Annotated in this window: 16 protein-coding genes, 1 tRNA gene and 1 pseudogene; 8 read left to right on the plus strand and 10 right to left on the minus strand. The window is 60.5% G+C overall.

Annotated elements, in window-relative coordinates:
- Positions 1-24: 24 nt before the first annotated feature.
- Together BLV97_RS15255 and BLV97_RS15260 are read left to right on the plus strand one after the other, a co-directional pair.
- The gene (locus BLV97_RS15255) at positions 25-462 is read left to right on the plus strand and encodes a hypothetical protein (RefSeq protein ID WP_035838026.1); all 438 of its coding nucleotides are present in this window, start codon (positions 25-27) and stop codon (positions 460-462) included.
- A 55-nt stretch (positions 463-517) separates the two neighbouring features.
- A complete protein-coding gene (locus tag BLV97_RS15260; RefSeq protein ID WP_035838028.1) occupies positions 518-1,396 on the plus strand; it encodes a hypothetical protein in 879 nt (292 codons plus the stop codon).
- A 68-nt stretch (positions 1,397-1,464) separates the two neighbouring features.
- On the opposite strand, the gene BLV97_RS15265 is transcribed toward BLV97_RS15260, so the two are convergent.
- Complete coding sequence (locus tag BLV97_RS15265; protein ID WP_160169141.1) at positions 1,465-1,668, minus strand: MbcA/ParS/Xre antitoxin family protein; 204 nt, start codon at positions 1,666-1,668, stop codon at positions 1,465-1,467.
- Positions 1,669-1,724: 56 nt separating this feature from the next.
- On the minus strand, positions 1,725-2,213 hold the full coding sequence (locus tag BLV97_RS15270; RefSeq protein WP_035838029.1) for a hypothetical protein: 489 nt from the start codon (positions 2,211-2,213) through the stop codon (positions 1,725-1,727).
- Positions 2,214-2,278: 65 nt separating this feature from the next.
- Between BLV97_RS15270 and BLV97_RS15275 the strand changes: the two genes are divergently transcribed.
- Entirely contained in the window at positions 2,279-2,602 is a 324-nt protein-coding gene (locus tag BLV97_RS15275; RefSeq protein ID WP_035838030.1) for an H-NS histone family protein, read from the plus strand.
- A gap of 355 nt (positions 2,603-2,957) precedes the next feature.
- On the opposite strand, the gene BLV97_RS15280 is transcribed toward BLV97_RS15275, so the two are convergent.
- The 8 genes from BLV97_RS15280 to pdxH form a co-directional block, all read right to left on the minus strand.
- A complete protein-coding gene (locus BLV97_RS15280) occupies positions 2,958-3,431 on the minus strand; it encodes a hypothetical protein (RefSeq protein ID WP_035838031.1) in 474 nt (157 codons plus the stop codon).
- A gap of 54 nt (positions 3,432-3,485) precedes the next feature.
- Positions 3,486-3,785 (minus strand): hypothetical protein, encoded by a 300-nt coding sequence (locus BLV97_RS20855; RefSeq protein ID WP_143037556.1) that lies wholly within the window; start codon positions 3,783-3,785, stop codon positions 3,486-3,488.
- A gap of 254 nt (positions 3,786-4,039) precedes the next feature.
- Positions 4,040-4,426, minus strand: coding sequence for a hypothetical protein (locus BLV97_RS15290; protein ID WP_035838035.1), 387 nt, complete (start codon positions 4,424-4,426; stop codon positions 4,040-4,042).
- Positions 4,426-4,824: a hypothetical protein gene (locus tag BLV97_RS15295; protein WP_051645821.1), complete on the minus strand. Its 399-nt coding sequence runs from the start codon at positions 4,822-4,824 to the stop codon at positions 4,426-4,428. Before BLV97_RS15295 ends, BLV97_RS15290 begins: the two co-directional genes overlap by 1 nt.
- A gap of 504 nt (positions 4,825-5,328) precedes the next feature.
- Positions 5,329-5,405, minus strand: a tRNA-Pro gene (locus BLV97_RS15300).
- Between the two features lie 42 nt (positions 5,406-5,447).
- Positions 5,448-5,984, minus strand: coding sequence for a DUF192 domain-containing protein (locus tag BLV97_RS15305; protein WP_244521041.1), 537 nt, complete (start codon positions 5,982-5,984; stop codon positions 5,448-5,450).
- Positions 5,981-6,517: a cold-shock protein gene (locus BLV97_RS15310; protein WP_035838037.1), complete on the minus strand. Its 537-nt coding sequence runs from the start codon at positions 6,515-6,517 to the stop codon at positions 5,981-5,983. The genes BLV97_RS15305 and BLV97_RS15310 overlap by 4 nt, the downstream gene beginning before the upstream one ends.
- Before the next feature lie 121 nt (positions 6,518-6,638).
- A complete protein-coding gene (gene pdxH / locus BLV97_RS15315; protein WP_035838039.1) occupies positions 6,639-7,244 on the minus strand; it encodes a pyridoxamine 5'-phosphate oxidase in 606 nt (201 codons plus the stop codon).
- Between the two features lie 211 nt (positions 7,245-7,455).
- On the opposite strand from pdxH, the gene fabI reads away from it, so the two are divergent.
- The 5 genes and pseudogenes from fabI to BLV97_RS15340 all read left to right on the plus strand — a co-directional run.
- Positions 7,456-8,289: an enoyl-ACP reductase FabI gene (gene fabI, locus BLV97_RS15320; RefSeq protein ID WP_035838041.1), complete on the plus strand. Its 834-nt coding sequence runs from the start codon at positions 7,456-7,458 to the stop codon at positions 8,287-8,289.
- A 15-nt stretch (positions 8,290-8,304) separates the two neighbouring features.
- Positions 8,305-8,901 (plus strand): LysE family transporter, encoded by a 597-nt coding sequence (locus BLV97_RS15325; RefSeq protein WP_035838043.1) that lies wholly within the window; start codon positions 8,305-8,307, stop codon positions 8,899-8,901.
- A 12-nt stretch (positions 8,902-8,913) separates the two neighbouring features.
- On the plus strand, positions 8,914-9,438 hold the full coding sequence (gene gpt / locus BLV97_RS15330) for a xanthine phosphoribosyltransferase (protein ID WP_035838045.1): 525 nt from the start codon (positions 8,914-8,916) through the stop codon (positions 9,436-9,438).
- Positions 9,439-9,443: 5 nt separating this feature from the next.
- Positions 9,444-9,956 (plus strand): DUF2127 domain-containing protein, encoded by a 513-nt coding sequence (locus tag BLV97_RS15335; RefSeq protein ID WP_051645822.1) that lies wholly within the window; start codon positions 9,444-9,446, stop codon positions 9,954-9,956.
- A 199-nt stretch (positions 9,957-10,155) separates the two neighbouring features.
- Positions 10,156-10,641, plus strand: a pseudogene (locus BLV97_RS15340) (transposase); the annotation flags it as partial.
- Between the last annotated feature and the right edge of the window lie 25 nt (positions 10,642-10,666).

Below are 10,666 nucleotides of genomic sequence, written 5' to 3' on the forward strand. Positions count from 1 at the left end.
AAGAATGATGGATAAGACCAAATCATGGAAGGAATAGCCACGCTGATCCTCAGCGCAATTGTCTCGATAATTGTGGCGTATGCAACGGCCAAAACAGCGAGCTACTCGAGAGACGTAGTTGGCGAACGCAAGGATTGGCGCGACAAGGTTCGAACGCTCACCGTCGAAGCCTCGCTCCTGATGCAAAGAGACGAAACTCGTTCGCCGAGGTTTCTCGCGATCATCTCGGAATTTCGCCTTCGGCTGAATCCTGACGATAGGAACGACATGCAGATCTTAAAGACGCTTGAAGACAGCATGCTGATATCTGATGATCTCTTGAGGATGAAATTTCTGGCTCAGGTTGCTCGCCTTTTAAAGCATGATTGGGAAAGAGCTAAAGTGGAGGCGCGCCTGATCAGCTTCCCCTATCCCAATGAAGACGAAATCCGAAGACTCCGCTCAAACGACTATATGAAGTAGGTCATTTGAAGCACTCCTACCTCTCAGAAATTCAAGTGCAGCGGAGGCATCAATCGTGGAAGAGTTCAATCGCCTTACCCTTGTAGCCGCCATAGAGGTGTTAGAAAAGTTTCACTCTCGCGACGACATGAAGATTCTTGAGGTGCAGTGGGACATTCAAAGACAGGTTGGCACGCAAACGAGCAAGTCGGGCCGTGTCGCTGCGTGGGCCAGGGTCGCGGCGACGTTGAATCCTACCGTGTGGACAGAAGAGGGGCAAATGCCCCTTCAGAGAGCAATCGTAAAGCTCGCGCTGACAGCACCTGATATAGTAAAGGCGGAGGCCGCGTGGCGCAAGTACTTGGCCGGTCTCCGCTACGACGGGTTTGAAGTCGTCTACGGTCAAATCCCGCACCCGAGCGGGCGGGTTTCAATGTTTTCTGACGAGCCTGTAATGGATTCGACAACTGATCTCAGGCGGATGCTTCCTGCTGATGTACCAGAGCTTGATTTTAGAGAGGCGGAAAGCGAACTCGAGGAGCTACTAAACAAACACAGACTGTTGACCGCCCTGGGGCACCTCGCTCAGGCCCGATCATCTTACCAGCGGGGCGACTGGGCGGCTGCAAACAGCCAGCTTAGGACATTTTTTGAGAGCTACTTGGCGGAGATTGCGGCGCGACTGGGTTACGCGAGTTCAAACGTTATGACCGATAGGTTGAAATTCCTCGGCGAGATCGATCCGCCTTTCCTGATGGCAAGCTACAACGAATGGCTCCCGAAAGACAAAAAGGTTCGATCTCAGTTCGTAGAGGGTCTGTGGAGTCGCATGCATCCAGAAGGAAGTCACCCGGGGCTATCCGAAGAGGAAGATTCGACCTTCCGCCTTCAGATCACGCTCGTCACTGCCCGGCTATTCCTTCGACGCTTCGACGAACGGTTGAAATCGTTGTGACGATTGCCGACTTGGACTGCATCCAGAGAACGGCAATCTACTCACGACGATCTTCCACAGCTGTAGCCTTAGGCATAGCCTCCTTCATCGATTGCGTCGATGTAGTCGAGGATTTCCCTTACCCTTCCCTGTACGACGAGCTGCTTGGCGGTCGCGCCCGACAGGCCTGGCAGTGGCTCTTCTTCGAACCACTTGATTGCTGCTTCGGCTGAACCAAACCTTGGTGTGACACGGTCCAGAACTATCTGTTCATCCGACTTTTCATCCCCCATCCGAAACCTCAACGAGACCCGATATTGAGCGCGCACCAACGGGAACCACATGCAGATCATTCATCATCACAACTCTTACTTGAAATGAACTCAGCCAATTCGTGCCCGCTCATCTGCGTAAGTTGCGCGGTGAAAGCGTAAGCGGCGTACTCCCGAAGAAACTCCGGATCTGTGTATGGCTCGGCATTGATCAAGACGTCGTCAAGCCCAGGGTAGGAGGAGTGCCTGATGTACCTCCGCCCATCCTCTGTCAGTGCTTCACGGAACGTAATTTTTGTTCGGTCAATGAAATGCTCATGCCTCCTCGGCGATCTTATCATGCGCAGGCGCACATGATCGATTAAGAACGGAAAGACCTGATAGCAACTATCTTCTTCGCTTCGTATTGCGTTTCCTTGCATGTCGCGCATCAGCGATGCAGCGGTAATGCGCATCACTGAAACCAGATCTCCGCCGGCAGCAGGCCGTTCTCTCGGTGTCTTGGTATCGAGGACTTCCTCCCCAACACGTCCAAGGACAGCGCGCATGCCTTTCTCATTTGCCATTAGAACATATTTCCTTTAGTCGTTCCAAAATGTCACGAAACTTCCCCACGTAAATGAAGGTAGGCATGATGAAAGATCTCGAAAAGATGTCCGCCGATGAGCTGAAGAAGCTCATGAAAGATGCGGAGAAACAACTTGCTGCAGCAGAAGCAAGAAAGAAAGCCGACACGAAAGCGGCGATCCAGAAGATCCTCGACGAGGCTGGATATGACATCGGCGACCTGTTCTCTGGAGCGACGGGAGGCAAGTCGAAAAAGTCCGGCAGCAAGGGTGAACCTCGTTACCGCGACCCGGAAACTGGCTCCACGTGGACTGGGCGCGGTCGCAAACCGAAGTGGTTGCTCGAGGCGGAGAGCGCGGGTCGGAGCGTCGAGGACTTCGCAATCTGAGCGCATCGCGACCAGAGCGCCAGGATAGCCTAACGGCTTGCTTGGCGGGTGGGCACACTTCCCGAAGTCTGCCCACCCACGCCGACGCTCGGAGAACTTGACGCCCCCCTCTCTTCGTCCGACTGACGAGGCCACACGGGGGGCCAGAAGCCGATTGGGCCAGCATGCATAAGCATCGCTAACCCCCTGTGCTGGTGGATGTACTGGATAGGTACCATCTCCCGTTAGCGCCACGACAGCAACTCGAGCAGCTGTCTACTACATCGCCACTGACGATCGCGGGATTGATGGCAACGCGATTTGCATCGAGGCCTCCATCGCCGACAATCGCCCCCCGGCCTTCAGCGCCAGCAACCTATGCGTTCCCGAAAGACACCTGGTCTTCAACGGTGGTGGTAGCCACAAAATCGTTCCTGCGCCGACGAACCATTTCTGCAGACACAACCTGGCACGCTACTTCGAGAAGATCCCGTTCAGGAATATCTTCGTAGCGAAGCAAGTTTTGTGCGTTGCGACGGCGAACGAGATCCTCAGTGCTCAGGGCAAGCACCTTTTTAGCGAATTGTTGCCGAGCATGCGCGCTGGTGCTTTCCGGAAGGTCCAGGAGGATCCACCGGGCTTCTTCGCGTTTACGTTGAGGTTCCGCGGCTTTGTGGTCGCGCACTTTTCTAACGTCCCCAATTTCGTCCATCGCGTGCGTAAGCTCTTTCAAAAGGATCGGGGAGCAGGCAGCCATGTCGAAGAGGGGAAAGTCCGCTCCCTCATGTGTTGCCCAGTAGTCCGCGATGAAGCGAGCCAAGCGCTTGATCTGGTTGGTCGGGGACGTCATTTGAAAGTAACACCTTTTATCTGGTTCGCGGATGATGCTGAAACTGACTTAAATCTAAGGCCAGAAGGGAGCGGCAAGCCATTCCTGAATGATGTGCGCTTGCGAGGCGTCCACTACTCGGATCGCTTCGATGACATCAAATGGCTGATCGCGTTTGCCGCCACCGAACCAGACATCGCGAAAGAAAAACAGCATGTGACGCTCTCCGGAAGAGCCCATTTCGAGAACATGCTCCACTCGATCGGGACGAATCCCTTCAACTTTGCGATCCCAGCAAGATTGAACCGAGGGAAGCGTTTGGTCGAGCATGTGCCAAAACTGTTGCATTTCTCTCATCTGAAGTTCCTTTTCCATTTTCTCGAAATGCACATAGGCTGAGCGTCAAATTTGCAAAGGACTTTTTGCAATTATTTCAGAATTTTTTGAATTGATCTCGCCTCACCACGAGAGCGTGCGCGAAGCGAAAGAGGCCCCAGTGGTCATTTCATAGTCGAATGCCACAGAAACAACTGAGGAAAGCATCAGCTGCCCCGGTGAGGGGCAGCCGACATTTCGATTTGGAATCGGTTTGACATGAAGGCCGCCACTATTGTTGGCGGGAAATGCCTTCAGCTCTTCCCATTCTTTTCCGCCGCGGCGAATGCACCAATCGCACCGGCGAGAAGGCTGGACAGCGCCGCCAGCGCGGCCCCGCGCTCAGTAGTCCGCCAATGTCGACCGTAGGGGTCGACAGGCCTGTCACGCGCGTAGGCCTCACGTCCACACCTGTTCTCCATGAGCACCTGTTCATCCACGAGAGTCAGCATCGTGCGGCAGGCTTTCAGGCGTGCGCCATCTTCGGCGTTCGGATCCAGCATGTCGTGGTAAAGCGAAACGCTCGGGGAAAAGACGGGAGCGTTCCCGTGGACGCTGAAGCGGATCAGGGTAAGCCACTGCCCAGCCATCCGGGTGAAGTCGCGGGCCAGCGCGAGGTGAATGCTCGGACTCTTCCCCATCACGCGGCCTCCCGAACGTTGGTCAGGCCGGAGCGCCTGAGGGCCTCGAGCGCGCTAAGGCCGCGATCCAAGGCCTCGGCACAGATACGAGCTTCATCTGCCCTCGGATCGTCGGGGTGAATGGCCATGAAGAGGTGGGCCTCTTCGCTCTCAATGTCATCCGTGAACTCGAGGTGCAGAAGCCGCCGCAGCGCATGGAGGTCCTTGCGCCAGACGGCGATGTCGTCGCCGGCCTTGGCGCAGCCCACCACGCGATGAGCGCACTTAGCCCACTTGGCGCCACCCAGCAACTTGGCCGACGCGATCAGGCTGTCGCCCTCTTCGCGCAACCAGCCGAAGAAGTGCCTGGTGGTGTTCAGATTGTGAAGCAACGATTGGAGATCGGGAGTGTGTTGCATGTATCACCTGTCTTGGTGTGTGCGTCCCCACCATGGGGCCGCGTCAAGAATTCCCGAACTGTTCAGTAGGTCGTCAGTCTCCTTTCTGCGTTGCCAAGCGGGGCAGCAGGTTCTCGTGGATCGAATCGGCAGTGGTTTGCCTTGAGTTCCGGATGACCCGTTCTCGCTGCCTTTAGATTGGGATGTCTCGATGAACTTGGCGGCTTCAATCCGTAAGCTGCCAAGTGCTTCGAGGCATTACTTCCCGTCGCGTCTGAAGCTGAACTGCCGCTCCATCTTCGGAATTGCGCAGGCCGATGCGTGAGGCCAACGCCTGTGCCTCCGGAAATCGCCAACAGCGCAAGCGGGCGATCGTTGTCTGCCTCCTGCTACAGAGGCGATTGTAAACCGTTCTGTAAACGCCCTCGGCTGCTTTCGCGCAGAGAAATCAGCATCTCCAGCCACCCCAAGGGGTAATAGTCTGTAAGGATGGGATTTTCCTGCGTGCTACTGGCACCAGAGGGATGGTCGGGGCGGCGAGATTCGAACTCACGACCTTCTGTACCCAAAACAGACGCGCTACCAGGCTGCGCTACGCCCCGACCGGGCCTGTCTAACCGGGAAGTCGGGGGCTGAAAAGGGGCCTATCGCCGCGCACAGCGCCAAGCCGCACGCTTTTGCGGCATTGTGTCGGCGCGCATCACCGTCCCGGGCCGGATGTCTGCCCGCGCGGCCATCCCGCCGTTGATCTCCAGCACCGCGAAAACCCTGGATCCGCCGTTGATCGGCATATCGCTCAACGGCGTGGCGTTGGCATGAATGCGCGTCACCCGCCCCGACTGATCCATAAAGATCATGTCCAGCGGAATCAGCGTATCATGCATCCAGAACGAAACCGGCCCCGGCTTGCCGAACAGAAACAGCATACCCGCGTCGCGCGGCAGATGACGGCGGTTCATCAGGCCCCGTTCGCGCTCGGCCGGGGTCCGGGCCAGGCTGACATGGAAGGTGACGATGCCGCTGTCGGTACGAAACTGCACCTGCCCCGGCACGCACCGCGCCTGCGCCGCGGCCGGAGCAAGCCATAGCGCAAGGCCCGCCGCGATGCCGGCCGCGATGTTGCGCAGGCGCCCTGCCCGGCCCGGCCCGGAAAGGCCGGCGCGGGGCCGCGCTGTCGTCACGCGCCGCCCTCGCGCAGCGCCGCTTCCCACGAGGTCATCTGCGTGGCCATCCGGCCGCGCCGCCCCTCGACGATGCGCAGGCCCACGGCCTCTCCTGGCTGAAGGTCGGCAAAGCCGGACAGACGCAGCACCTCGATATGTATGAACACGTCCTCGCTGCGTCCGAAGACATTGGCAAAGCCGAAGCCCTTGCCCTTGTCGAACCATTTCACCCGCGCGGGTTCCAGCGGCTGGGTCGCGGGATCGGGCAGTGGATTGCCGCCCATATCGTCCAAAGCCGGCTGCCCGATGTTTTCGGGCGGCGCGATGCTGAGCACCTCGACCGCCTGTGCGCCGCGCTGGGTCTGCTGGATGCGGATCGAGATCCCGGCCCCGTCCGCCACCGAGCTTTGCCCGAAATTTCGCAGCACGTTGGCGTGCAGAAGAATATCTGGGCCGCCGTCATTCGCGACGACAAAGCCGAAACCCTTCACCGGGTCGAACCATTTCACGCGGCCCTGCACCTCTTGCGGGACCTGTTCTTCATCGTTCATGTTCTTCGTCGCTTCCCCGAATTGGCGCCGCCCCCGTCTTGTCGAGTTGTCGCATCCGTCATGGTGAATCAAGTACAAAATACGTCCGCCAAACGCTCTTGCATTTCACGAAGCGCGAAATTCAAGGGTTCAGCCGTTGGATCTCCCACCCTTCCGTCAGGGTTTCGCGACGCCATTGGAACCGATCGTGCAACCGGAAGGCGCCATCCGCCCAGAACTCAATTTCCAGGGGGCGAACCCGGAAGCCCCCCCAATATGGCGGCCGCGGTGGATTCGTCCCCTTCTCGGCCGTCACCCGCGCCACCTCGGCCATCAATGCCCCGCGCGAACCGAGCGGCCGGGATTGCCGCGACGCCCAGGCCCCCAGCCGGCTTTTCAGCGACCGTGAGGCATAATAGGCATCCGCCTTGGGCCCCGCCTCGCGCTCGACCAGGCCACGCACCCGTATCTGCCGACGCAGGCTTTTCCAGTGTAACACGAATGCCGCCGTTCCAGCAGCATCGATTTCACGCGCCTTCACACTTTCGTAATTGGTGTAGAAGACGAAGCCCTCGGGTTCGATCTCCTTCAGCAGAACCATGCGCACATTCGGCAGGCCGGTCTGATCCACTGTCGCAAGCGCGATCGCGTTGGGATCGTTCGGCTCGCTGCTTTCGGCCTCGGCCAGCCATCGGCGGGCAATCTCGAAGGGATCCTCGCCCGCAAATATTCCTTCTCTGCCTGCCATAATGCGTCCTTTCGAAGAACCCACCGTAGCGGAAGCCGAAGACGGCCACAAGTAGGCTATGTTGGCGTCGGCATGTCCATGCCGTATCGCGAAGCCGGGCGGCGGGGCGGCGGCCCGGCCACAGCGGCGCGGCACAGGCTCTACGGGCCTTGAAGCGGCGATCATCATCGCCTAGACGGGCTGGACACTGGTAGGTCGGCGGGGGATGCGGATGTCGCAGCGGCTAATGGAAGGGAAGCGGGGCCTGATCATGGGCCTGGCCAATGACAAGTCGATCGCCTGGGGGATCGCCCGGACGCTGGCCGATCACGGGGCCGAGATCGCGCTGTCCTATCAGGGCGAGGCGCTTCTGAAACGGGTGACGCCGCTGGCCGAACAGATCGGCGCGACCCTGAAGATCGAATGCAACGTCACCGATCAGGCCTCTATCGACGCGCTGTTCGCGACGCTTGAGGAGAAGTGGGGCAAGATCGACTTTGTCGTTCATGCGATCGGCTTCTCGGACAAGAGCGAGCTGCGCGGCCGCTATGTCGACACCTCGCCCGAGAACTTCCGCATGACGATGGATGTCTCGGTCTATTCCTTCACGGCGGTGGCACGGCGCGCGGCGGCGATGATGTCCGCTGGCGGCAGCCTGCTGACGCTGACCTATTACGGCGCCGAACAGGTGATGCCGCACTACAACGTGATGGGCGTGGCCAAGGCGGCGCTGGAAGCCAGCGTGATGTATATCGCCGAGGATCTGGGCAAGCACGGCATCCGCTGCAACGCGATCTCGGCCGGGCCGATCAAGACGCTGGCGGCTTCCGGCATTGGTGATTTCCGCTATATCCTGAAGTGGAACGAGCTGAATTCGCCGCTGCGCCGCAACGTGACGCAGGAAGAGGTCGGCAAGGCGGCGCTTTATCTGCTTTCGGATCTGGGCTCGGGCACCACCGCCGAGACGCTGCATGTCGATGCGGGCTATCATGTCGTCGGCATGAAGGCGGCGGATGCGCCCGATATCGATACCGTGACCGGCCGCAACGGCAAGGACGGCGACTGAACGCTGGAGACAACGATGAGCTTGGCCAGCCTGCTTGCCTTCAACCTGGCGATCCTTGGCGCGCTGATGGTGCCGGGGCCGGCGTTTCTGGCGCTGCTGCGCGCGGCGCTGGCGCGAGGGCGGGCGGCGGGGCTTGCCTGTGCCGTGGGGCTTGCAAGCGCATCCATGCTTTGGGTCGGCGCGGCACTGCTGGGGCTTCATGCGCTCTTTGCGCTGGTGCCCTGGGCCTACGCGGCGCTGAAACTCGGCGGCGCCGCCTATCTGGCATGGCTGGCGATCGGGCTGTGGCGCGGCGCCGGGGCGCCGGTGGCGCCGTCGGCGGCGATGGGCGGGCGCAGCTTTCGGCTGGGCTTTCTCGTCAATCTGTCGAATCCCAAGGCGGTGTTCTTCATCGCCGCGATCTTCTCGACCGTCTTTCCGGTGATGCCGCATGGCGTGGCCGCCCTGGCACTGTTGGCTGATCACTTCACGCTAGAGCTGATCTGGTACACCGGCGCCGCCCTGATGCTAACCACCGCGCCGATGCGCGCCGCCTATCTGCGGGCCAAGGCCTGGATCGACCGTGCCTCGGCCGTGGTCCTGGGCCTGATCGCGCTGCGCACCGCTGCCTGAGGAACACACGTCATGACCGACCGTCTGCCACACGAAAAAGGCTTTCACGTCTCCTGGGACCAGATCCACCGCGACGCGCGCGCGCTGGCCTGGCGGCTGGACGGCCAGGGTCCGGGCGGATCGGATGGCGCGGCCGGCGGCGGCTGGCGTGCCGTGGTGGCGATCACCCGCGGCGGCATGGCGCCGGCGATGATCGTCAGCCGAGAGCTGGACATCCGCGTCGTCGACACGATCTCGGTCAAGTCCTACGATCACCAGACCCAGGCCGAGCCGCGCGTCATCAAGGCCCCGCAGGCCGAGATCATGGGCGCCGACGGTGAGGGCGTGCTGGTGGTCGATGACCTGGTCGACACCGGCAAGACGCTGGAACTGGTGCGCAGGCTGTATCCCAAGGCGCATTTCGCCACCGTCTACGCCAAGCCCCAGGGCCGCGAGATGGTGGATACCTTCATCACCGAGGTCAGCCAGGACACCTGGATCTTCTTTCCCTGGGACATGGCCTTGCAATATGTCGAGCCCTTCCGGGGCAAGGACTGAGCCCGATGATGGCGACCCGGGCACCGCGGCTTCCGGTTGGACGACTTGCGCGGTGGCTGCATGGGTCCTACCTTTTCGGCATCACCATGCAGGCGGTGATCGGGGCGACGCAGCTGATCGCCGCGATCGTGCTGCAGGTGGCGCTTCACACCGACGAGATAACCGAGCTTGCGCATTGGACATCGGCGATGCTGGCCTCGCAGCGGGCGGATCCGCTGGCCGCGGCGCTGCTGCGCAGCGTGCACGATTTCACGGTCCACCCGCATACCTTCTGGTCGGTCTATCTGTTCGGTCACGGGTTGCTGAACCTGGGCGTCGCGGTGGCGCTGTTTGCCCGGAAACGCTGGGCGCATCCGGTCTCGATCGTGGTGCTGTCGCTGTTCATCGTCTATCAGATGAGCGATTTCTTCCTGACCGGGGCGCCGGTGCTGATCCTATTGTCGGTCTTCGATCTTGTCGTCATCCTGCTGGTCTGGCACGAGTGGCTCGAACTGCACCAGCGCCGCGCGCAGGGCTAGGCGCCCCGGGATCCGGCGCAGTCGCGGGCTGCGCCGCCGTTTGAGTATTTTCGCCAAGCTGAAGCCCAAAGAGATGCGTCGGCATCGGCCCCGGCGGTGGCGGGTCGGTGGCGCAACTGCCCAACAACGCGGCAAATGCGTTGCGATGGCCCGCCAAAAGGCAGCCGCGCCGCCGCGCCCGGGCTTCACAAACGCATAAATTCTACGATCAAACCCCCGCAAAAATGGGGGATTACCGCATGAGCGGGCCGACCCCCCGACCTACCAGACCAGGAACTGGCCAGCCTATAGTGAAGCGCTCAAGCGCCGGGGCACGCTGACGACCTGGTTCGATCCCGAGATGAACTGGGAGGCTGCGCCGTCCGGCAGGCGTGGCCGCCAGCAGAGCTTCAGCGGTGAGGAGGATCAGAAAACAGTCCGGGGGACTGTTTTCCTGACGAACGCCATCCAGACCTGCCTGTCCATGAAGGTGCTCTTCGGCCTTCCGCTTCGGCAAACGGTTGGACTGGTCGAGAGCCTGATCCGGATGGCTGGGCTCGACTGGCCGGTGCCGGATTATTCGACGCTGTGCCGACGCCAGGCGCGGATCGGTGTGCAGATCCCGTATCGCCGCTCTGGCAAGCCTTTGAACCTGCTTATCGACGGTCGAGCCATAGTCCGCCATCGGTCCGAGGACGATGGCGAGGGGCGTGAAGTTCCGCGGTGACGGC

The sequence above is a fragment of the Allgaiera indica genome, assembly GCF_900106675.1.
Taxonomy (GTDB): Bacteria; Pseudomonadota; Alphaproteobacteria; order Rhodobacterales; family Rhodobacteraceae; genus Acidimangrovimonas; species Acidimangrovimonas indica.